The 23072-nt window shown below is 49.6% G+C and carries 22 protein-coding genes; 13 read left to right on the forward strand and 9 right to left on the reverse strand.

The genetic code is table 11. From position 1 onward, the window contains the following. Positions 1 to 23: 23 nt before the first annotated feature. Positions 24 to 638, reverse strand: a complete 615-nt coding sequence (locus AB9P05_RS13235) for an HAD family hydrolase (protein WP_371909300.1) — start codon at positions 636 to 638, stop codon at positions 24 to 26. A gap of 186 nt (positions 639 to 824) precedes the next feature. Between AB9P05_RS13235 and AB9P05_RS13240 the strand changes: the two genes are divergently transcribed. Both AB9P05_RS13240 and AB9P05_RS13245 read left to right on the forward strand, forming a co-directional pair. Further along, complete coding sequence (locus AB9P05_RS13240; RefSeq protein ID WP_371909301.1) at positions 825 to 1367, forward strand: peroxiredoxin-like family protein; 543 nt, start codon at positions 825 to 827, stop codon at positions 1365 to 1367. Between the two features lie 184 nt (positions 1368 to 1551). Beyond that, complete coding sequence (locus tag AB9P05_RS13245; RefSeq protein ID WP_371909302.1) at positions 1552 to 2409, forward strand: polysaccharide deacetylase family protein; 858 nt, start codon at positions 1552 to 1554, stop codon at positions 2407 to 2409. On the opposite strand, the gene AB9P05_RS13250 is transcribed toward AB9P05_RS13245, so the two are convergent. From AB9P05_RS13250 to AB9P05_RS13265, 4 genes are all read right to left on the reverse strand, one after another. Continuing rightward, positions 2398 to 3099: a hypothetical protein gene (locus tag AB9P05_RS13250; protein ID WP_371909303.1), complete on the reverse strand. Its 702-nt coding sequence runs from the start codon at positions 3097 to 3099 to the stop codon at positions 2398 to 2400. The genes AB9P05_RS13245 and AB9P05_RS13250 overlap by 12 nt on opposite strands. A gap of 912 nt (positions 3100 to 4011) precedes the next feature. Continuing rightward, on the reverse strand, positions 4012 to 4527 hold the full coding sequence (locus tag AB9P05_RS13255; RefSeq protein ID WP_371909304.1) for a DUF4199 domain-containing protein: 516 nt from the start codon (positions 4525 to 4527) through the stop codon (positions 4012 to 4014). A 138-nt stretch (positions 4528 to 4665) separates the two neighbouring features. Continuing rightward, the gene (locus AB9P05_RS13260) at positions 4666 to 4830 is read right to left on the reverse strand and encodes a hypothetical protein (protein ID WP_371909305.1); all 165 of its coding nucleotides are present in this window, start codon (positions 4828 to 4830) and stop codon (positions 4666 to 4668) included. Positions 4831 to 4956: 126 nt separating this feature from the next. After that, entirely contained in the window at positions 4957 to 5631 is a 675-nt protein-coding gene (locus tag AB9P05_RS13265) for a YggS family pyridoxal phosphate-dependent enzyme (RefSeq protein ID WP_371909306.1), read from the reverse strand. 160 nt (positions 5632 to 5791) lie between these two features. On the opposite strand from AB9P05_RS13265, the gene AB9P05_RS13270 reads away from it, so the two are divergent. The 8 genes from AB9P05_RS13270 to AB9P05_RS13305 all read left to right on the forward strand — a co-directional run bounded on the left by AB9P05_RS13270 (position 5792) and on the right by AB9P05_RS13305 (position 14194). Further along, positions 5792 to 7345: a GH3 auxin-responsive promoter family protein gene (locus AB9P05_RS13270; RefSeq protein ID WP_371909307.1), complete on the forward strand. Its 1554-nt coding sequence runs from the start codon at positions 5792 to 5794 to the stop codon at positions 7343 to 7345. A 4-nt stretch (positions 7346 to 7349) separates the two neighbouring features. Next, entirely contained in the window at positions 7350 to 7973 is a 624-nt protein-coding gene (locus AB9P05_RS13275; protein ID WP_371909308.1) for a LysE family translocator, read from the forward strand. Between the two features lie 59 nt (positions 7974 to 8032). Further along, positions 8033 to 8623 carry a hypothetical protein gene (locus AB9P05_RS13280; protein WP_371909309.1) on the forward strand — a complete coding sequence of 197 codons (591 nt, stop codon included), beginning with the start codon at positions 8033 to 8035 and terminating at the stop codon, positions 8621 to 8623. Between the two features lie 334 nt (positions 8624 to 8957). Continuing rightward, positions 8958 to 10229, forward strand: a complete 1272-nt coding sequence (locus AB9P05_RS13285; protein WP_371909310.1) for an APC family permease — start codon at positions 8958 to 8960, stop codon at positions 10227 to 10229. Continuing rightward, positions 10216 to 10974: a hypothetical protein gene (locus tag AB9P05_RS13290; RefSeq protein ID WP_371909311.1), complete on the forward strand. Its 759-nt coding sequence runs from the start codon at positions 10216 to 10218 to the stop codon at positions 10972 to 10974. The genes AB9P05_RS13285 and AB9P05_RS13290 overlap by 14 nt, the downstream gene beginning before the upstream one ends. Positions 10975 to 11391: 417 nt before the next feature. Then, entirely contained in the window at positions 11392 to 11706 is a 315-nt protein-coding gene (locus AB9P05_RS13295; protein WP_371909312.1) for a transposase, read from the forward strand. Further along, positions 11703 to 12569: an IS3 family transposase gene (locus tag AB9P05_RS13300; protein WP_371911355.1), complete on the forward strand. Its 867-nt coding sequence runs from the start codon at positions 11703 to 11705 to the stop codon at positions 12567 to 12569. Before AB9P05_RS13295 ends, AB9P05_RS13300 begins: the two co-directional genes overlap by 4 nt. A 635-nt stretch (positions 12570 to 13204) precedes the next feature. Then, positions 13205 to 14194, forward strand: a complete 990-nt coding sequence (locus AB9P05_RS13305) for a phosphotransferase (RefSeq protein ID WP_371909313.1) — start codon at positions 13205 to 13207, stop codon at positions 14192 to 14194. 331 nt (positions 14195 to 14525) lie between these two features. Here the strand turns inward: AB9P05_RS13305 and AB9P05_RS13310 are convergent, their stop codons facing one another. Next, the gene (locus AB9P05_RS13310) at positions 14526 to 16094 is read right to left on the reverse strand and encodes a glycerol-3-phosphate dehydrogenase/oxidase (protein WP_371909314.1); all 1569 of its coding nucleotides are present in this window, start codon (positions 16092 to 16094) and stop codon (positions 14526 to 14528) included. A gap of 133 nt (positions 16095 to 16227) precedes the next feature. Continuing rightward, complete coding sequence (glpK, locus tag AB9P05_RS13315; RefSeq protein ID WP_371909315.1) at positions 16228 to 17724, reverse strand: glycerol kinase GlpK; 1497 nt, start codon at positions 17722 to 17724, stop codon at positions 16228 to 16230. Between the two features lie 447 nt (positions 17725 to 18171). Between glpK and AB9P05_RS13320 the strand changes: the two genes are divergently transcribed. The 3 genes from AB9P05_RS13320 to AB9P05_RS13330 are packed head-to-tail and all read left to right on the forward strand — an operon-like array spanning position 18172 to position 19600. Continuing rightward, positions 18172 to 18741, forward strand: coding sequence for a hypothetical protein (locus AB9P05_RS13320; protein ID WP_371909316.1), 570 nt, complete (start codon positions 18172 to 18174; stop codon positions 18739 to 18741). Next, positions 18738 to 19235, forward strand: coding sequence for a hypothetical protein (locus tag AB9P05_RS13325; protein WP_371909317.1), 498 nt, complete (start codon positions 18738 to 18740; stop codon positions 19233 to 19235). Before AB9P05_RS13320 ends, AB9P05_RS13325 begins: the two co-directional genes overlap by 4 nt. A 59-nt stretch (positions 19236 to 19294) precedes the next feature. Further along, positions 19295 to 19600 (forward strand): DUF6156 family protein, encoded by a 306-nt coding sequence (locus AB9P05_RS13330; RefSeq protein WP_371909318.1) that lies wholly within the window; start codon positions 19295 to 19297, stop codon positions 19598 to 19600. 281 nt (positions 19601 to 19881) lie between these two features. Here AB9P05_RS13330 and AB9P05_RS13335 read toward each other — a convergent pair whose 3' ends face one another. Next, entirely contained in the window at positions 19882 to 20526 is a 645-nt protein-coding gene (locus tag AB9P05_RS13335) for a hypothetical protein (protein ID WP_371909319.1), read from the reverse strand. Between the two features lie 221 nt (positions 20527 to 20747). Next, positions 20748 to 23072 carry an AIPR family protein gene (locus tag AB9P05_RS13340; RefSeq protein ID WP_371909320.1) on the reverse strand — a complete coding sequence of 775 codons (2325 nt, stop codon included), beginning with the start codon at positions 23070 to 23072 and terminating at the stop codon, positions 20748 to 20750.

Here is a 23072-nt window from a genome sequence, read left to right on the forward strand (position 1 = left end):
CGAACGCTGTAAGCTCAGATAGCCTAGCCTTCGTACCGCTCTATCTCTCCGTCATTCACCAGATAAGACACCTCTGCTAACTGAAACATGTGCTCGACGTCGTCTGAGTAGGCCTCTACTATATGGATGTCGCGCTCATGGTAGTGTTCACGGATGCGGCGGGTCTTTTCTTCCTGCTTGCAGGCCTTGCCCTGCACTTTATAGGTTCCGTTTTCGTATTCGGCGCGTGTGCCTACCCAGGCGTCTACCTTGAGGTGGTTATCAAACAAGGGAGCGGCATACACCTCCAGGGCGCCGGTGGCAAACACGATGGCCACCCCCTGGCTGCGAAGTTCGTCTATACGTTTCAGCAGGTTCTTGTTGAAGTGCTTGGGGTATTCTATCCGCCAGAAGTCAGCGGCAAACTCGTATACCTTTTTTGGAGGCAGTTTATTCAGGTAGTTAAAGAAGTTCTCTTTGAATTCTGTATGAGAAACCATTCTGAACTTTCCGAGGGCTTTGAACATCCCCAGGTGAAAAATATTGATCAGTTTGTAGTTCCTTCTGAAGCACACAAACTTGAAGAAGATTTCTTTAGAAGAAAGGCTGTAGACGGTGCTGTTCAGGTCGAACACAGCCATTCTAACCGGTTCACTCATAGAGGGATAGTATTAGGTTGCAAATGCCTTTACCAACCCCTCTGCCGGGAAATAGTTGCCGGCAGTCAGCAGATAGTTTCTATGAGGTAACCAGTAAGTTATCAGTGACTGGCAGAATAGCTTATTATTTCCAGCCGTTTTTGTGTGAGACTGTTAGAAGGGTAGCGAATAAAACAGCAAATAATTATGAGGGATAAAAACCAATCTACGGGAAGAGTATTACCAGATACGAAAGCACCACAACTGACCCTGCCCCTGCTGGGTGGCGGTACGCTGGATTTGCATGAGGAGGCCTCCGGGGCTAAAAATTTCCTGGTGGTATTGTTTTACCGCGGGCTGCACTGTCCTATTTGTAAAAAGCAATTACTGGATATGCAGGCACATGAGGATAAATTTAAAGAAGCGGGGATAAACGTGGTAGCCATAAGTATGGATGAAGAGGCACGGGCACGGAAAAGCCGTGCGGACTGGGGGCTGCAGGACTTAAAAATGGCTCACAGCCTGCCGGAAGAGGTAGCCAGAAAGTGGGGGCTCTACATATCCACCGCTGTAAAAGACGGGGAGCCGGAGGTGTTCTCCGAACCTGGCATGTTCATTCTAAGACCTGACGGGACTGTCTTTGGCCTGACGATACAGTCTATGCCCTTTACCCGCCCGGGGGGTGAGGAAGTGCTCAAAAGCCTGTCGTGGGTGGCGGAGAACGGCTATCCGGCGAGAGGAGTCGCATAGCGGGGGTGCTCCTGAGCGTTCAGGACATTGGTAAGCTTCTGTTATTGAGATAAATAGTAAGATGACCTGCGTGAGCCGGCCATCTTTTTTTGCCTGTTCTTTTAAAAACTATAGGGGTGCTGCTCAACATATTGGGGCCAGGCGACTTTTGATAATATGACCCGGGAATAAAACAGGCCGTATTATGTCCAAAGGAATTTACCTGACCATAGATGACAGCCCTTCAGCAGGATTTGGGCGGAAGTTGAAATACCTGCACGAAAGGAATATCCCCGCTGTATTCTTTTGCCGCGGTGACCGGCTACAAAAGCAGTTGCCGGATGTACTGAAGGCGATACAGATGGGGTATGTGATAGGTAATCACGGGTACAGCCACCGTCATTTTTCTACACTAAGCCCGCAGGCCTGCTGCCGGGAAATTGATAAAACGCATGAGCTCATCAGCAAGGCATATGAAGCCTGTGGCATACAAGCCCCGCCGCGCCTGTTTCGTTTCCCATACGGTGATAAAGGGGATAACCGGTTTGGCCTGCATTTCTACCCTTTTAAAGAAGCCTGTCTGTCCGGACTTAAACATTTTGTGCGGTGGCGGTACCAGGTAGCCAATAGCATGCCCGGGGCTATGAAAAGCAGGATCCTCCACCGCTGGGAGGAAGAGGGCCGGCGAAAGAAGATCATTATCCAGCAGCACCTGGTAGGTAAAGGCTACACTCCCCCCTCATTTTCCATCCATTACCGGTTTTTCAAAGAATTTGCGGAAGATGCGGACTGGCTGTGGACGCTGGACGCAGAAGAGTGGCGGTATAAATACGCTTCGCAAATACCAGAAGAGGCAGGTGCTGAGCTACAGGACAGGCTGGTAATGAACGACCCACCGCTGGCTTTTGGTCCGGTAAAAGAGGGTCATGGCATGCCAAACCTGCTTTCGGATGAGGTGCTGCTGATCCATGATCATGAAGAGACCGAATCCCTGTTTTACGAAATTATGGATTACCTGCAGGGACAGCATGTTACCTTTCTGGATCCGCTATCAGGCAGGTAGGGCCGCTTTGGCAGAGAGCTCTGTGCGCAGCTTGGTATTCCAGGTAGAGATAGTGGTACAGTGGTGCAGGTAATAGCGGTATTCTTCCGTCATGTCGTCCGGGTCTATGTACCAGTCAAGGTGGCGAAGGGTGTAGGGCCTGTCCAGCCGCATGGCGGGTGCCACCAGGTTTACCTGTGAGGTGCGCCTGTACATGGCAAAGGTAGTATCAATGCAGGCCCGGTAGCCCTCCGGCTCAGCCTTGTGGCACCAGTATTGTTGTTCCCAGCGCCTTACTTCCTTACAAAGCGGATAGTGTGCCGGAATATCCTGTACCTCCAGGGAAGCTCCTACGTGATTAAGGTATGGGTACTTGTCCAGGGCCAGCATCATTTGTTCCAGCATATCGGGAGGGGTAGAAGGGTAGGGCAGCAGGTCGGCATCCGTGACCACATATTTTTCAAACTCATTCAATACCATCGTTGAAGGCAGTACCATCCCCAGTTCATGGTTCTTTTTTAGCCTTACTACCTGTAGGCCCGGTTCGTTAAGCGTATCGTAATACTCCAGCAGGGGCGGATAGGTGGAGTGATTGTCAAGAATAACCAGAGAGGTAGGCACGCTGAGGTGTTGCAGCCATTGCACAAGAGCCCTCACGGAGGCATAGCGGTTAAAGTTATTGATAATGACAGGGATGGTGCCTGGTAGCAACTTGCTTCTATCTATCAGATGTGTGGGAGGAAACAGGCGGTAGTAGTTGGCTCTTAGCTTGTCAATAAGCCGGAAGACCCGGACATGCTTCAGCCGTGTTCTTTCTGCAGATACAGGAAAGACCTCTTTAAAGTCTATAGCGGTGGCATGAATAGTGGTAGCCAGTTTCTTTTGAGATCTATATTAATCATCTGATTTATAGTTGAATATACTGATTTTTCAGGGTATATCCGAACGGGTTGGACGGATTGTTAGCTGCCGGGTGCGTTCTGCGGTACTCAGGGTGGCTTTGACTTTAATGGCTAAAAAGCCCCGTCCCTTGGGGCATAGCCTTACTCACCGGATTGCCGGCCCAGCCTCCAGGGTAGTCATATCTTTCTATAGCCACCTTTCTGCGTCTGCCCCTCCTCGGAGGGTATTTGCCATTACTAATTGATTTTAAGCAATTTGAGCTTGGTTTGACATCTATAGTGCCTGGGGCGCTTTAGGCTCAGGCGGACTTATCTGCATGTGGATAGAAAATAAAGGCAGGCTTTTTCTTCTTAAGCATTGAGCGTATCAAGGGAAATGCACAAAAACTGATAATGTACAATTATCAGGTAGTATGCTCAATGTCTGGCCTTACCGAACGATAGGCGAAGGAATACCCTCCCCTACATGGTTTAAAGACGGTTCAGAAACGGTTCAGTACCGGGTTGGTTTTCGTGAAAAAAAGGGCGAAAGTTTTTGGGGGTATGTGTGAAGGGTGTATGGTAAAAGTACAATTTACAGGTAAGTAATCAAACTAAATCTTACGCAAGATTGCCATGCTTTTATTTTTAGCTTGACGGCCCCCTCATCACAGCAGGTGAAAAGGCAGAGGCAATCCATCGCTATGTAAAGCAATGAATGGTGCACACGCTGGCAAGATGGTTACTTACCTGCGTATTCCACGTCTGCAGGGTGGCGGTGAGTAGTACGCTTGACAAAAAGGGCTACCAGTGCACTGGTAAGCAACCCCAGTACGGCGGCACCTATTATTGCCTGCATCATGTAGCTGGGCAGGTTAAAGTAGTTTTCTGCCTCCGGGGGGGTCATCTGGCCTGTGCTTACGGCATACTTACTCACCGTAGCAAAGTAGTCGGGTGTGATGAGGTAGTGTACAATAAGCTGGCTTACGGGACTAAGGACCATGACAATGGCGGTAATGATAGCCCCGCTTGTAAAGGCCTGACGGTAAGTTATATGGCCGTAATAGAAATTCCTGCGCTTATCCAGCAGGGCAAACACATAGAGAAGGATGGCCGGTATGGCAAAAAGGTTGGTATAGATGGCATGCTGGCTTATGTACTTATCGTGGAGGCCCAGGCCCTTTTCCAGTACCATCCATAGCAGGGCCACTACAAAAAAGATAAGGCCCCATTTGATCTCGATCGCACGCTTTTTCATGATTTTAATGGTTTGGTCAGGTTTGTTTTAATCAAAATAGACAAACTTTCTCACTTTAGACAGAGATAGGGGTTAAAAAACGAAGGGCTGTCCCTTGTCGGAACAGCCCTGACTATCAGATATTTACTTAGCCATTTACTAGCATTGCTCCGGGTTGCTGGGGCACCACCAGCCGGTACATGGCTCACAGGTTTCGATACCGTTTGTTTTGCAGGTTCCGGTTACTCCGCCTTTTACCAGGGTTACATCCTGAGTGACGAAGCTGGAAACAGACAGTTTGTCAAGTGCGATTTTCTTTTTCATGGTAGTCTAATGTTTAGTTACACCCATGAAAATACTAAAATCCCGGCAGTATACCCACACGGGGAGAATATATAAAGCACAGAAACTGATTCAACAGGAGGTTTGCGGGCTGGTCCCCCGGGGTTATTAATCGTAATTGCGTGCGCCGAATATGGCGCTGCCTATTCGTACCAGTGTGCTGCCCTCTTCCATAGCGATCTGGTAGTCACCACTCATGCCCATGCTAAGCTCTTTCATGGTCACCTGTTCACTGCTGTGGTTCTCTTTTATTTCGTCAAAAAGGCCCTTCAGTGATTTGAACTCCTTTCGCACCAAGGCCTCATCGTCTGTATTAGTGGCCATGCCCATCAGTCCGCGGATCTCCACGTTAGGTAGCTCCTGCAGGGTTTCCGGCTTTAGCAGGGCGAGTACCTCCTCACGGTCCAGACCAAATTTGGTTTCTTCTTCGGCGATGTGTACCTGCAGCAGGCAGGGGATTACCCGCTCTGCTTTGGCGCCCTGCTTATTTACTTCCCTCAGCAGGCGCTCACTGTCTACGGAGTGGATGAGGCTCACGAAGGGGGCAATGTACTTGACCTTATTACGCTGGAGGTGGCCTATCATGTGCCACTGGATGTCATCGGGTAGTTCTTCCTGCTTGGCGGCCATTTCCTGCGCCTTATTTTCTCCAAACACGCGCTGGCCGGCCTCGTAGGCCTCTTTAATGTCTTCTACCGGCTTGGTTTTACTAACCGCACACAGGCGAGTACCGTTTTTTTCCAGTTCTTCTGTGAATCTCTCTATGTTTTCGCGAATATTCATAGATAAAAAAATGGAACCTCTTGTATAATTGTAACTGAATGATCCGATATTTTTCGGATAATGGCCGAAATTAGCAATAATTCGGACATTCGAACAGGAAACAGTCCGATAAGGCATAACAGACAAAGCCACTAACCTTATTTTTTAGCAAGAAATATTTATGGCTATACTGGGCACACTTTTAAAAAACGGTATACGCATCCGCGAAAGCCTGGAGCAGGAGTACACCTCTGCCTTCGATCTGCAAAAGGCTGAGCTGCGCAAGCTGATGATCCTGGCCAAAGGCACAGAGTTTGGCAGAACCTATGGGTTCAGAAAAGTACTTAACTCCTTTCGCTCCCAGGATGTAAAGAAATTCTACACGGCCTATAGCAAATCCGTACCGGTACATGACTATAATGCTATGTACAGCCGGTGGTGGCATAAGACCCGCGAGGGCCAGCGCCGTGTCTCGTGGCCGGGCAAGGTGCGGTATTTTGCCCTCAGCTCCGGTACTTCGGAGGCTTCGTCCAAGTACATACCGGTTACTAAGGACATGATCCGGGCCATCCGCAAGACCAGTATCCGGCAGATACTGAGCCTGGGCCGGTATGATCTGCCCGATTCCCTGTTTGAGTCGGGCATACTGATGCTGGGAGGTTCTACCCACCTGAACTATAACGGCCGCTACTTCGAAGGAGACCTGAGTGGCATTACGGCCAGCCAGATACCCTTTTGGTTTCAGCATTTTTATAAACCGGGGCAAAAGATAGCCGCCACCCGCGAGTGGGACCAAAAGCTGGATGATATCGTGCTCAATGCCAGCAAGTGGAACATAGGCATCATAGTAGGGGTACCGGCCTGGATACAGATATTGCTGGAAAAGATCATTGCTCACTACGGGGTGGATAACATCCATGACATATGGCCTAACCTGCAGATATATGTGCACGGGGGGGTGTCTTTCGAGCCTTACCGGAAGGGGTTTGCCACGCTGCTGGGCAAGCGTATAGACTATATAGAGACTTACCTGGCCAGTGAGGGGTTCATTGCCTTCCAGGCCCGGCCGAATACGAATAGTATGAAGCTGGTGCTTAATAATGGCATCTTCTATGAGTTTGTGCCTTTTACAGACGATAATTTCGATAGCGACGGCAGCCTGATCTCTAATCCGGAAACGGTGATGATAGACCAGGTGGAAGAGGGAAAGGAGTATGCCATACTGCTGAGCACGTGCTCGGGGGCATGGCGCTACCTGATAGGGGACACGGTGAAATTCACTGACAAGGAGCAGTGCGAACTGATCATCACGGGCCGTACGAAGCACTTTCTGAGCCTGTGCGGTGAGCACCTTAGCGTGGACAATATGAACAAGGCGGTAAGGCTGGTGGCTGATGAGCTTAATATCAATGTGAAAGAGTTTACTGTGGCGGGCATACCCCACGGCACGCTTTTCGCCCATCACTGGTACATAGGTACAGACAATGAAGCCGACCCTGACACTTTCCGCAACATGCTGGATGAAAAGCTGAAAGAGCTTAATGATGACTACAGGGTGGAGCGTAGCGCTGCCTTAAAGGATGTATACCTGGACATGCTGCCCAGCAGCACCTTTTACCAATATATGAAGCTGCAGGGCAAGGAAGGGGGGCAGAATAAATTTCCCCGGGTGATGAAAAAAGATAAGTACGAGGCCTGGAAGGCCTTTTTGGCACAAGAGGGCAAATCTGCCTGATACGATGGACGCACTGCTACAGGGTATACTGATGGGGCTATTGCTGGCAGCGCTGGTGGGGCCGGTCTTCTTCTCGCTTATACAGACGAGTATTAGCAAGGGGATGCTGGCGGGGGTGTGCATGGCCCTGGGTATCAGTATTAGTGACAGTCTCTACATTCTCATCACTTATTACGGGGTGAGCCGTTTTATGGACAGCGAGGGCTTTCAGATGTTTTTGGGGGCGGCCGGCGGGGCCATCATGCTCATTTTCGGGATAGTATATCTTATAAAGCCCACCTCTCCAAACGAGGGTGCCCGCATCAGGGTGGAAAAAGGCACCCTCACCCGGCAGGTGGTCAAAGGCTTTTTGCTCAATGGCATTAATCCCTTTGTGCTGCTCTTTTGGGTGGGCATTATGAGTATGGCCCGGCTTAATCTGGGCTTCTCTTCCGCTGACACGGTCACCTTTTTTGCCGCCATAGTAGGTACTGTTTTCCTTACGGATATCCTCAAAAGCTGGCTGGCTAATCTGCTGCAGTCTGTGGTCACCCCCCGCTTTATGAAGATCATGAACCGTGTGGTGGGCGTGCTGCTGATCGGGTTTTCCCTGCGCCTCTTTCTCTTTGCCGCTGCCCCTGGTTTTTGATGGGGGCTAACAATACGGCTTGTGCCGGGGTTTGGGCTTTAATCACTCACCCCAATCTTATGAAGCGAACCCTGCTCACCCTTGCCTTGTGTATTTTTGCGGCCACTGTCATGGCCCAGTCAGTAAGCCCCTCACTAGAATCATACAATGAAAAGCGCCTGGATATAACGCAAACGGGTATGCTGGTGCTCGGCGGCTGGGCGGTAGCCAACATGGTGGGTAGTCCGCTGCTGGGCCGGAATGCCTCCGGTCCGGACAAGTATTTTTACCAGATGAATACCTACTGGAACGTGGTGAACCTGGCCCTGGCAGGCTTTGGCTACTACGGCGCCGCCACAGCAGATCCGGCCGCCTTCTCTCTGTTTGAGACCATGCAGGAGCAATACGGGGTGAAAAAACTACTGCTGGTAAATGCCGGGCTGGATGTGGCTTACATGGCCGGGGGCTTTTACCTGAAGGAAAGAGGGGAGCGGCTGGATGAGGACCGCTGGCGCGGGTATGGCCGTTCGCTGGTTCTGCAGGGCGGTTTCCTGCTGGCTTTCGATGCCATTCTCTTTTACATTCATAATACGCACGGGCAGGACCTGGCGCCATTTCTTACAGCCCTCAGGCCGTACCCCGGTGGCATGTCCCTCGTATTTCAATTCTGATGCAGGTTTTAATAGTATAATTTGATTAATCTGCATTCAATTCTTACATCATTTTTTATTTACCTGTTTTATTGTATATTTTTAAGAAATAATGGTGAAAATATTTTGTCGGATGGGCCTGTCCTGCTGTAACGGCCTGCTTGCCTGCGGTGCCAGCCAAAGGTAGCCGGGCTTGGGATGATGACCCTTCCGCATCGCAAAATCTAACTTTAACCATTGGAGCCATGACAGCCCGGCACAGCCCTGTGCCGGGTTTCTTTTTTATTGCTCACAATTTGATTTTAAGACTGTTATAGAACCTGATAACACACTATAGCATTCATAAAAGGATTAAATGAGTAGTTCCAAACTAAGTGTACCCTCCGTATGGGCATTGGCTGCGGGGGGTATGGTAGGTGGAGGAATTTATACCGTATTAGGGGTGGTCATTGCCGCCGCCGGGCAGTGGACCTGGCTGGGCTTTTTGCTCACAGGTATCATAGCCCTCGCCTCAGCCTACAGCTATGCCAGCTTGTCTAATAAGTTTAATGAAAGCGGGGGTGCCTTCGGTTTTCTGGAGGAGCTGGACGATAAGAACATTGGCGGCAATATAGCCTGGCTGCTTATCCTCGGCTACATATTTACCATCTCCGTGTACTGCTATGCTTTTGGCCATTATCTTTCCTTTGCCTTTCATGGTACCCCCATGCTTACGCGGGGACTGGCTATAGGCATCACCATTGGCCTCATTATGCTGAATCTGTCTGGTGTGGGTAAGATGACCAAGGTGGAGATTACCATTGTATCTGTCAATCTGCTCATACTGCTGGGGCTGGGCATCTACGGCCTTACCCAGTGGGATTCCCACCAGCTTACCTCGGGTATAGCCCCAAAGCCGGCCTGGGCCTCCCTTATAGGTGGAGCGGCCATCTTCATGGCCTATGAGGGCTTTCAGCTACTTACCTATGAGTACGATAAGATCAAAAACCCGGAAAAGATCTTTGTGCCCACCCTGGTATCTGCGGTAGGCTGCGTCATATTTATCTACATTATCGTGAGCGTGGGTGCCACCATGCTCGGCGGTGCTTATGACCTGGTCAGCTTTAAGCAGGTAGCCCTTTCTGTGGCTGCTAAGAAAACCTTTGGCCAGACAGGCCTGTGGGTCATGACCATAGCCGCAGGTTTTGCGACTACGGCGGCCATCAACAGCACCCTGTTTTCCACCGCCTCCCTGAGCCGCAGCATTGCTAACCGTAAGGAACTGCCGCAGTGGTTTTCACATACCAACAGCAATGATGTACCCGACCGGGCGGTGATCCTCATCGGTAGCCTGGCCGGTATATTGGCAGTGATCGGCTCCCTCTCTGCCCTGGTGGAGGCGGCCAGCGTGGTCTTCCTGATCACCTTCGGTACGGTAAACCTGCTGGCTTACCGTAATTTGGAGAAGCGCCGGTGGATACCCGTTACAGGCATAGCATTTACCCTACTCATCGGGCTGGCGCTCATAGGCAGGCTCATCATTACCAAACCCATAGCCCTTACCGGCCTGGTAGTGGTTTCACTACTCATCATACTCGGCCGCCCTTATCTGTTAAAAATAACCGGAACCAAAGATGACCAGGACTAAGCTGCTTTTTTTACTCATCGGACTATGCATGGTGGCAGGCTGTGGCACCAAAAAGGACAAGCCGCCGGTAGAGGTACGGCTGGCAAACTTTCTTGTGGGGCCGGCGTCCGCCACCATAGAGCTTACAGACGGGGAGGGTAACACCCACTCCACCAAACTGGACTATGGCAGCTATGGGGAATATATGGAGGTGCCTGAGGGGGTGGCTAAGGTCCGGGTAAAGGCAAAAGACAGGCTCGTGCTAACCACCGAACTGGGTATAGGCAAGGGGAGTAGCTTTACGCTTGCCGTCAGGGGCCTTGCCAAGGAACAGCGGGAGACGGAGCGACTCACTACGAAGGCGCAGCTGCTGGAAGTATTCGAAGGCGCTACCGGCAGCCCCGCAAACGGCGCTCTGCCGATGCTCAATACTTACTGCGACCGCTTCGAAGGGGCAAAGGAGAGCGGCCAGCTTAAGATCACTCATCTTACGCCCGGCTTTGCCCCCCTGGAAGTATTTATAAGGAAAAAAGAAGGCATGAAGTCCGTGGGAAAAGCGGCCTACCCGAAAACCACAGATATGAAATCCATAAAACCCGGGAGCTACGAAGTGGAAGTGCGCTACGCCGGTTCACCTCTTGTGCTCTACTCCGGCCAGCTCAGGATAGACCCCGGCGTACTTACTACCCTGGCCATCATACCCAGGCGCAGCAGCTATGCAGATAAGGTACAGGTCGTCACCATGGAGAAAAGCACAGAGCCATAGCTCCATCCGCCACAAGTCACGATGAATCGCGCCCCTACGATTATGTAAATCAATAATTCTGTTATTCAATGGCTGATACCATTCACTCATTCTCCCATTCAAAATTCACTCATTATTCCCCATCTCCGTCTATCTACCACTTCTCAACTAAAAACTTACCACTCATCACTCAACACTCTGGTATCCTCGTGCTATCCGCCACAAGTCGCGATGAATCGCGCCTCTACGATTATGTAAATCAATAATTCTGTTACTCAATGACTGATGCCATTCGCTCATTCTCCCATTCAAAATTCACTCATTATTCCACTGACATCCCCCGACCCTGACTTTTGTCTTCCGGTGATCCGTCCTGCGTCTAGAGTTGCTACATTTGAGTAGACAGTAAGTTAAGGGTGATCTTATTACCTTTAGAATATGAGTTACGAACGTAAGAGTTATGATGCTGCTTTTAAGAAGGAAGTAGTAGAAATGAGCTATCAGCGGGATAATATCAAAGAACTGGCTAATGACCTCGGCCTTCGTCCAGAGTTGATTTATAGATGGCGCAGTGAGTATGAACGAAGTTCTGACAAGAGTTTTCCTGGTCATGGAAAGGCTAAATTAACTCCTGAAGAGAAGAAGATTAAGCAACTGGAAAAGGAGTTAAGGGATGCTAAGATGGAGCGTGATATCTTAAAAAAGGCCATAAGCATCTTCTCCAAGAACGATGGGAGATCTTCCAATTCATAGCTGATCACCGCCACCAATTTCCCATTGAGAAGATGTGTAAATGCTTTAAAGTTAGCAGAAGTGGCTATTATAAATGGCTGAGTAGTCCTGCCTCACAAAGGTCAGAAGAAAACCTGGAGCTGACTAAGCACATTAAAAAGCTCTATATCGAAAGTGATAGTTCTTATGGTTCGCCCCGAATGACCATGGCTCTTCTGGAGCAAGGTATTAAGGTATCCAGACCTCGAGTAGCCAGGCTAATGAAGAAGTTAGCTTTAAGAAGCAGGCACAAAAAGAAGTTCAGAATAACTACTGACAGCAAACACAACTTTAGACTGTCTCCTAATCTATTGAACAGGGAGTTTTCCGTTGAAGAGACTGGCAAAGTGTGGGTATCAGATATTACTTATATTAAGATAAAGGAAGGCTGGCGATACCTGACGGTAGTGATGGACCTGGCTGACAGACAGGTTATAGGTTGGTCGATTGCCAACTCGATGCACGCAAGTAAAACAGTATTACCAGCTATAAAGATGGCTATCACCAACAGGCGGCCTAAAGAGAATATGATCTTTCATTCAGACCGGGGCGTTCAGTACGCGTGTACAGCTTTTAGAAGCTATTTAAAGTCATTGAAGGTTGTCAGGCAAAGTATGAGTAGAAGAGCTAATTGCTGGGATAATGCAGTGGCAGAAAGCTTCTTTAAGAGCCTTAAGGTGGAAGCAATATACGGACGACCCAAACTATCCAAAACACAGATAAACGCGACTCTCTTTCAATATATAGAGCTATGGTACAATAGGAAAAGGCTTCATTCAGCACTAGGCTATAAAACTCCTAAACAGAAAGAATACGAACTAAATCAAATACCGATTGCCGCTTAAGTTTCTGTCCACTTTTTTGTTGCAAGTCCAGTGCTGTTTTTCATCAATGAGGTAGACGAGGCAAGTCGCGATGAATCGCGCCTCTACGATTATGTAAATCAATAATTCTGTTACTCAATGACTGATACCATTCACTCATTAATACCAAGCCTAAGTGTCCCGGTGGGGGCTGCCAGACGCTGCAGGGACCACCGAATGTCGGACCTCCCTGAAAGAAAAAGTGTGGCACCTTTTTCATTCTGTCCCCTGCCTGAGATCAGGAGGGGAATTTTCGTGCTATAGATTATTTCTGAGGGTGAAAGGAGGCTGTGTGCAGGCAGTAGCGTCTACGTAAACTCTTTAAAGAACTAAAAACTCAACACTCATCACTCAGAACTCGATGACTCTGTTATTCAATTACTCAACAATTCTATCACCCCCATTTCCGTCTACGTACCGCTTCCTAACTAAAAACTTAACACTCATCACTCAGAACTCGATGACTCTGTTACTCAATTACTGATAACATTCACTCATTCACTCATTCAAAATTCACTCATTACTCCCCATCTCATCACTCAAAACTCAATAACTCAGCATCTCAATAATTATCTATTATCTTCGTCGCCCATTTCCCTCAAATAACCTGAACTACCATGGCGGCCCTTCCAGTAATCGACTCCACTATTTCACCCGAAGCACTTAGCGAATGGCTGGGGGAGGCATACCCCTTTTCGCAGGCACCGGAGGTGAAGTTGTTTCGTACCGGCATAAACCACTCGTACTTTGTAACGGCAGGGGCCGAGAAGTCTGTGCTCAGGATATACAGCTACCAGTGGCGTACCGAAACGCAGATAAGGGAAGAAATACGGGTGCTGCAGATGGCAGATAGGGCCGGGGTGCCTGTGTCCCTGCCGATGCCTGATAAGGACGGCAACTACCTGCAAACGCTGGAAGCTCCCGAGGGGCAGCGCTTTGCTATGCTCTTTACCTTTGCGGAGGGCAAAAAGGTGCGGCACTTTAGCGAGCGCCTCTGCGAGCGGCTGGGCGAGACTATGGGGCGCTGGCATGCTGCTACGGAAGGGGAGGAGGTACAGCGCATCACCTATACGGCCAGGACCCTGGCCCAGGATCCTTACACCTATGCAGGGCGGTTTTTCCGTGCGGAAAATAACGAGATGCAGTTCATCAGGCGCTCCGGCGATAAGATCAGTGAGTTGTTCGGCCAGGCAGATCAGGCTAAGCTGCGTAGCGGTATTGTGCACCTGGATATCTGGTATGATAATATGAACATCACCCCCGAGGAGACATTCACCTTCTTCGATTTTGATTTTTGTGGCAATGGCTGGCTGCTGCACGATGTGGCCTACTTCCTGACGCAGATGTACTTTCAGGAAGCCGACAAGCAAGTGTACGAAGGCAAGAAAGCCGCCTTTCTCAGGGGCTATACCCGTACCAACAGCCTCAGCGATGAGGAGATCGCCCTCCTGCCCTGGTCCAGCCTCAGCATATGGATATTCTACCTTGGCGTACAGAGCCGCCGCTTCGATAACTGGTCCAATGTCTTTCTGTCAGAGAACTACCTCATCCGCTTCATGGGCATGATCAAAGACTACCTCAAGTACAACGGCATAGAGTGGGAGTAAGGCAGAAATGTCCACCCTATTCAATTATTCTATCATTACCCTCGTGCTATCCGCCACAAGTCGCGATGAATCGTACCAAAGGCATCCCCATGGGACGCCTCTACAGATGTGTGCTATTCAAATTAAATTTCCTCCGACTCACCACTAATAACTAAGCACTTAAAACTACTTTATCATTACCCATCTTCGTCCACGCACCGCTTCGCAACTAAAAACTTACCACTCAAAACTTATAACTCTGGTATCCTCGTGCTATCCGCCACAAGTCGCGATGAATCGCGTCTCTACGATTCTGTAAATCAATAACTCTATTATTCAACAATTCAATCCTTCACTCATTAAGAATATACCCTTCCGCCAGCTTACGGTATTGTGCCACCTGTTCTTTTTGCCAGGCCTCGTCGCGTTTGTGTGTGTCGGCGATTATCTGCGCTACTGCCGGGGCCATTTCCAGGCTAGCGCGGGCATCCAGTAGCAGCGCCCGCGTGCGGCGCGCCAAGAAGTCCTCCACGGTACGACACATTTCGCTTTTTGCTGCCCATACCACCTGCGCTTTGACTATGGGTAAGTTCGCGTGCAATTGCTCCTCCAGTTCTGGCTTCCGTTCCATCATTTTGCGGATAGCCACCCCGTCCGAGCCGTAGAAGAAGAGGCTGTCTGCCGGGTCTGGGTGCTTCAGCCAGCCGTGTATACGCAGCTCCCGGGTGCGGCTCGGGCGGCTCTCCAGCCCCGCGATCAGCGCTGCTTTATCCACGGCATCCTCGCCCATTTTCCGGTACGTCGTCCACTTGCCTCCCGTTATTGTCACCAGGCCGGAGACTGATACTATGATGGAGTGGCTCCGGCTCAGGTTTGCCGTGCTCTCCCCGTCTTCCGTTTTCACCAGCGGGCGCAGACCCGCAAATACACTGCACACATCCGTGCGCTTAGGGTCCTTCGTCAGGTAGCGCGCCGCCTCCTGCAAGATGAAGTTCACCTCCTCCTCCAGCGCCCGCGGCTCCAGCGTCACGTTTTTCACCGGCGTGTCCGTGGTGCCCACCACCACCTTGTTATTCCAGGGCACCGCAAACAGCACCCTTCCGTCCGCCGTCTTAGGCACCATGATCGCCGAGTCTCCCGGCAGGAAGCTCTTGTCTAGCACCAGGTGCACCCCCTGGCTCGGCTGCACCATCCGCTTCGCCTCCGGCTCGTCCATCTGTATGATGTCATCCACAAACACCCCCGTGGCATTTATCACCACCCGGCCCTCTATCTTATATGAGCGACCCGTCTCCAGGTCTTCCGCCACCACGCCGCTCACCATGTCCTTACGTTTCAGCAGGCCCGTCACCTTCATGTAGTTCAGCAGCGTGCCCCCGTTTTCCGCACAGGTTTGCGCCAGGTTCACCGCCAGGCGCGAGTCGTCAAACTGTCCGTCGTAGTAGATCACCCCGCCGCGCAGGCCCTCCTGCTTCACCGTGGGTATCAGCTCCAGCGTTTCCTCCTTGCTCAGGCTCTTGGAGGGCCCCAGGCCCAGCTTTCCCGCCAGCATATCATACACCTTCATCCCCACTGTGTAGAAGGGGCCACCCCACCAGTCGTAGGTAGGGATCACAAAGGCCTGGTTACGCACCAGGTGCGGCGCATTCTGCATCATCAGGCCCCGCTCCTCCAGCGCCTCTATCACCAGGCTCACATCTCCCTGTTTCAGGTAGCGTACCCCCCCGTGGGCCAGCTTGGTGCTGCGGCTGCTTGTACCCTTGGCAAAGTCCGCCTGCTCCAGCAGCAGCGTACTGTAGCCCCGGCTGGCGGCCTCTACGGCAGTGCCCAGCCCTGTGGCGCCGCCGCCAATCACTATTACATCCCACACGCTCTCAAAGTCCTCCAGCGTGTCCAGCATGATCTCACGGTCCAGCTTCATAGTATTCTGTTAAAAAATTAGTGGTTAGAGTGAATGTCTTTCGGGTAGTGGTTTTTTCTTTTCAGGCCGGGTAGTCCGGTGCTTTTTTGTATCACCGCGGTATGGTTTATTATATACGGAATCAGGTATCTTCTCAGTTTCGCGCCGCCCAGTTCTTAGAGCGGCCCACCGCCTCATCCCATCGCGAGAGCAGATGCCCCGCATCAAAACCCTCCTCCGGGGTGAACGTTCGGTCTGCCTGCCACTGTGCTTTCAGGTCTTCGTGGTCTTTCCAGAAGCCTACCGCCAGCCCTGCAAGGTACGCCGCCCCCAGGGCTGTCGTCTCCATCACCTCCGGTCGCTTCACCACCAGGTCCAGTATATCCGACTGAAACTGCATCAACAGGTCGTTTGCACTCGCCCCGCCATCTACGCGCAGCTCCTTAAAGGGCATTTCCGCATCCTTTTGCATCGCCCGCATCACATCCATGGTCTGGTACGCCATACTTTCCAGCGCCGCCCGCGCGATGTGGCCCGCCTCCGTACCGCGGCTAAGCCCCACGATGACGCCCCGCGCATACTGGTCCCAGTGCGGCGCCCCCAGTCCTGTCAGGGCCGGTACCAGGTACACATCCCCGTTGTCTTTCACCGTCTTTGCCAGCGCCTCTATTTCTGCCGAGTCCTCTATCAGGTGCAGGCCGTCCCGCAGCCACTGTACAATCGCGCCTGCTATAAAAATACTCCCCTCCAGCGCATAGGTCGTTTTGCCTTCTATCTGCCATGCAATGGTGCTTAGCAGGTTATTGTCAGATGAGATTGGCTTGTCTCCCGTATTCATCACCACAAAGCAGCCCGTGCCGTAGGTATTCTTCACCATCCCCGGTTCTGTGCATAGCTGGCCAAAGAGCGCTGCCTGCTGATCGCCTGCCATACCCGCTATCGGTATCTCCCGGTCAAAGAGGCTGTGCAGGGTGTGCGCATACACCTCTGATGAGGCCACCACCTCCGGCAGCATCGTCTCCGGCACCTGCAGCAGCTCCAGCAGTTCCTCGTCCCAGTTCAGTTCTTTGATATTGTACAGCATCGTGCGGCTCGCGTTCGTCACATCCGTCACGTGCGTTTTGCCCCCCGTCAGGTTATACACCAGCCAGCTATCGATGGTGCCAAAAGCCAGCCTGCCCTGCCGCGCCTTTTCCCGGGCACCCTCCACATGGTCCAGCAGCCACGCTATCTTCGTTCCCGAAAAGTACGCATCTATCAGCAGCCCCGTCTTTTGCTGCACCCTGCGCGTAAGCCCCTTTGCCTTCAGGCGGTCACACACCTGGCTCGTGCGGCGGTCCTGCCATACGATGGCCCGGTGTATAGGCTTTCCCGTATCACGGTCCCACACAATGGTCGTCTCCCGCTGGTTTGTGATCCCTATCGCCGCCACCTGCCCGGCCGCCGTACCCGTCTCCTTCAGCACCTCCTGGGCCACCTGCAGTTGCGATTGCCATATTTCCTCCGCATCGTGCTCCACCCATCCGCTGTGGGGGTAGTACTGCTTAAATTCCTTCCGGGCTATGCCCGCTATTTTTCCGCTATGGTCAAAAAGTATCGCCCGCGAGCTCGTGGTGCCCTGGTCCAGTGCTAAAATGTATTGTGTACTCACAAGGTTTGGGTTGGTTTCACTGATAAATTAGCTGCTATGCCTCTGGTAAGCAACCGGTAAGCGGAAAAAGAGGTTTTCAACTTCCCGCCCGCGCCCCTCGCAGGTTAGCGTCAGTGTACTTTTCTTAAAATGAGGGTGACCTGCTTCCGGCATTTCCCCCCCCATTCTTACAAAACGTCCTGTAGAAAAAAGCCTGTTCTTACACCTACCCGAATCCCCGGCAGATGCCCTCTGCAGGAATGTTAGCTTATTCATCCTTAGCTAATTAGTAAATAATCCAAGTCCGCAGGTCCTATCCTGTAAGCAACTAACTATCTCAACAAGGATTAATCCTATAATCATGCCGCCCAAAAATTACGTCCCTACGGAGTAGTCATTTTTAAAGATTCGTACAGGCTTATTAAATTCAGGATCGGATCAATAAAAGGGAATCCATTCCGTCATATTGTGAGTAAAGACTATATCACCGGTTTGCAGGCCGAGATCGACTGGCTGTCGCGTGTCATAGAGGCCCGCGTTAAGGACGAAGGCGCCGATTTTGAGGCTATTGCTCCGCCCGAGCTGCCCGCCGGCAGTGTCCTGGCAGATTTCATCAGTGAAAACCAGCTCAGCCCCGCCGAGCGGCTTCTGCTTATCCTGGTACTCGTACCTCACCTGTACCCCGTCTTCCTTCACAAAAAGACCAGCGAAACCCCCATCAGTCATTTGCCCCCGCACCTGTCCAAAGGCGAGTTTCAGAAGTACCACTTTGGTGTCGTTAAGTCACCCACTTCCGATTCCTTTCTGCCTACCGGGCAGACTTTTCTGTACCTGGTGGCGGGGCAGCACCTGGGTCTGCGTGCCGAGCATATCGGCCATATCTACCAAAACCGGTATACCCTCGTTTCGCGGGATATCATCAAGCCCGTGCAGAACAATGGCTACGATCCTATACTAAGTAACATCCTTGCCATAAGCCAGCAGTACGTACTGGCCTTTACGCTTAATCAATCATCCTTTTTACCTGAATCCTCATGAAAACAAAGAAGAGCCAGCAGCAAAACGCTACCAGTACCGGCAGCAGAAATAACGTGGCCCAGTCCAAGAAAAAAACCGGTACTAAGACCGCTTTAACAAACATTACCGTCTTCAGAAAGGATATAGACCTGGGGGCCGAGGATAAATACGGCCACTGGTGGACGAACCTGTCACCCGCAGAGAGCTACGGATGGTGGCCCAAAAACCCGGTAGGGCTTGGAGACACCCTTTTTGGCACCGACGGTGAGCTAAACGGTATCACCAGTTTTGGCGGTTCATCCACTAAAGACCCCCACCACGGAGATACCACCGGCGATGAGTACGAGGTATTTTCAGACGGAAGTAAAACAGAGACCCAGATACAGGCAGACATGCGCTCATTTGCCAGAGCTTATAGCGGCGAGTGGCGCTGGACCTTCGGATGGGGGCAAAACTGTCACACCTTCCAGGAAGACATGTTGAAGAAGTCTAACCTCAGTATTAAAAAGAAATGATCAGGAGGCTTGCCATCATCCTGCTAGTGTCTCTGGGCCTTACTAGCTGCAAACACAATATGAAAAACGAACCAAACAGCGTCAAGTATTTTGCCAGTTGGGGAAGCTACAGCGTCCCCAAAAAGCCGCAGAAGGAGATACAGGAAAGCGAGCTTAGCGACTACCCTACCTACTACAAGGCTCACTATGATGAGGAAGGCCGCCTTGCCAGGTTCGAAAAGTATATCGATGGCGACCTCGAGGGCTACGATGCCTACGAGTACTACGAAGGCACCGAGAAGGTAAAAACCCAGACGCTGCTTAATGCCGACGGCGAAAAGCGCGTAAACCAATTCGATGAAAAGGGTAAGCGTATAGAGGAGTAGAGGCTTTTTATTAAGGCATAGCTAAGCTTCTATTTTGCTGATTATGAATAAGTTGCTTTTAAAAATATGGCGCTCTGCAGCGATAGGTACAAGTAATTCTCCTCCTATTCTAGGAGGGGGGAAATAAAAACGCGAAGGCGTGTTTTATTTCGGGGTGGTCCGACTTTCGGAGACCCCATGGCCTGCTCTACCATGTGCTGAGGCTAAAGATATAATAATGATGGAGGCTCCGGCCTCCATTTTTTTGTTTTCCTTCTACACTTCGCCCGGCACGCACTTGTCTAGCCAAAGGTCCCCACTATACCCCGCCTGGCTGCCAGCGCTCGCGCAAAGGGGTCGTAAAAGTCCTTTTTTATCTCCTCCTTGCTGCCAAAGTCCTCTTCCGGCAGGTTATATACCTCAGCCCTGAAGGCATTGTCCAGCCCTGCCACAAATTCCTTTAGCTCCTCCCCATACGTAATCATATAGTCACAGTAGCCCGCCGTGCCCCCGCCGAATAGCCTGGCAAAAAAAGATCTCTTTACCGGAGTGTAGCCGTGCCTGCGGCCCATGTTCAATAGTGCCTCCACCACCGCCTTGCCACCCCTGTTTATCCCGATCAGCCCTTCCAGCTCCGCCCACACATTATTATGAGCAAACTCGTAGCTCTCCTCCTCTGCCGGTATCACCCCCGGCACCTCCCCGCCCGTATCTATCGCGCGGTGGTAGTACAGGTCCAGCCATTTCCATTCCTTCTGTTCCAACTGCTTATAGTCCAGGCGCGCCCCTTTCAGGTGCTGCAGTTGGGCCGCACTCAGGTGCTCCTCCCCATTCGCTGCCACAGTCTCCAGATGCTGCCGTAGCAGATCAGGCCCCTTGTCCGGGTTTGCCACCTCCTTTTCGAAGCGGTCCACATCAAATGAATAAAACCTCCAGGCTGCTGACATATTTTTTTAAGGTTAATAGCTTATCCTTCAGTTAAGATAAATGATTCCCCGTATATTATTCATCATACCCGGGTACTATATAATCTCATAAGCACCAGTATTACCAAAGCGCCTGCACCAGCACCTTCTTTTAGCTATAGCCCTCAGTGAATGTATCAGATAAGGAGTAGGATTTGGGCGTGCCCGCCGCTCCTTCGTCGCGGTTCCTCAGATGTGGAAGATTAAGCTTCTAACTTAAAACCAAAGCGTTTAACTTTATAATAGTTTTTTAAAGCCAGACTTTTATTATAGTCATTTAATTCCTTCTCTCCTTTCATCAGCTTCAGCATGAAAATAAATTCAAAATCTTGCAACCGCCTGTTTTTTTTATCCCACTTCACAATTGATTCCACTAGTTCAGGTGATATCTCTACAGCAGGGCTAACACTTACTTCATCATGGGAATCCTCTGCAACATCAAAGAGAAGTTCACTAGCCTGTTCAACAACTACGTCCAAAATTTCATTACCTACACGAATTTCAACTTCACTAAGCTCTCCATTGTGTTTTTTACTTCTACTTAATCTATATGCTATATTCCCCTGGTAAGTAGACAGGCTTTTAGCTAAACGGCCCCAGCTTTCTATTTTTCCCCAAGTCTCCGGATTTACAGATTTGATTCTTTCTACTTCTTCCCTAACCTTGTACTCTTCGTAATCCAGACTTTCAGAATATCTTTTATTCAAGTCATCATCTGTGTATAATTCTTCTTTAATATCCTCAAGGGATATGTCAAAACTTTCACTTTTAATAGATTGCCAGCATACTTCCTTTTTCGCCCACTCTCCGTATAGTGATCCATCAGCTTTTTCCTTTATATATTTTTCTATACAAACCAAGGCTAATTTGATCACCTCCTTCAAGGAGGAGCTAATTTCCTGCTTTTTCCAAATTTTATGAAGATTTAGTTTGTACTCCAGTCTATAGCCAAGCCAAGCAATTGCATACGGAACAGTTATATATCGCATATCACCCAAAGCATTTGGCTTTACTCCATAAATTTTCTCTGCAGTCTTAAACAAAATAGCCTGGGCAATAGCGTCTTCGTAGAAACTCTGATCAGGCTTATTTTTGAAGTTATGCATTAAAAACTGGGCATAGTTTTTTTGACTTCCTTTTACCACAATATGAGGGCCAATTAAAATCTTCTTTCCTGATGCAACTTCTTTGTAAGAGTTTATATACTTAGCAAGAAATTCTTTAGTAACTAATTGGGTACGCGGATTTTGTTTATCAAATTGTTTTCTTCTTGCCGGTGTAGTACCAAACCTGTTCTTTTCATTCCGGTATTGGCCTCTGGATCTTTCATAAAACCATCGGGTCTGATGCAACTCTCCATCTTTAGGTGCTGCAAAAGTGGTACGCGAAAGCTTCTCAAGAATTACATGATTCTCTTTATTACTACTTAAGTCGGAAGCAGATATCCTGTTTTGGGTATTCGCATATTCAGCTATCCTGCCAACAGTTTCAGCAAAGTTTTCCTTATCATTTATTATATTCAGTTTCAACTGAACAAAAACCTTAGATATATCTACCTTATTCTTTTTCCACGTGTGATATATAGAAGCTGTTGTCTGACCACCATTCACGATCTGAAAATCTTTCACTTTCCCTATAGCCTTCCCCTGGGGTGTATCAATAATTTCCACAGACTCTGCAGTAGCCGCAATGCCATTATTAAAGGCCAGAAACATATGAGGCTCATCCAGAATTGTCTTCCTGATGCCCTTATTTATCTTTCCGGAAAACTGAAGAAAGGATCTTACATTTTGCTCAAGCAACCTGGGGCCATACTTTTCATAGATTGATGCCAAGGCATTCCCAGGTACTATTGCCAGGTAAGAATGGTACAGTTCATTATTCTCGTTACTGCCTATGCAGGGTACCTCGACTCTATCACTTTGAAAATCGATTTCTAAAGGAAGGCGATCATGGTTAGTAATATTAAGTATGTATGCCAAATCAATTACCCTGTAAAAGACTGAATACCCCCCAATAGTTTCTTTAGTCTTGAACTCAGCTTTTACCTGGCCATTGGTTATTAAAAATAAATTTACCCTGGTTAAGAATTTCTTTACTTCCTTAGACTTTGATAAGGTATGAGATAGATCAAATACTTCTGAACTTTCTTCTATCAGGTTTACGTAATCACCATAAACTGCATTTCGGAAAAATTTCTCAAGCCTGTTAAAAGATTTTGATAAGTCAGCCTTGTTAATAGATTGTACCTCATCGCTACCTGAATAAATAGTTATAAAAAGATCAAGCGTTTCATAATTTTCATATAGTGCATATCCATTAATCTGATGCTCAACTCCTCTTTTTGTTACCTTCTCATCATAGCAGGACCTATAGTTTTCAGTCTCCCCTGCATCTGAAAGCATCTCAAGGATATTTTCAGTAAAAAGCTGTACAGGAACAGCACCATCTTCATCAGATATAACCTGTGCTTTTACTTCTTCAACTATTTTTTCATTAAAACTTTTAAGTTCTTTATTGTCATACAT

This window comes from Roseivirga sp. BDSF3-8, from assembly GCF_041449215.1.
Classification (GTDB): Bacteria; Bacteroidota; Bacteroidia; order Cytophagales; family Cyclobacteriaceae; genus JBGNFV01.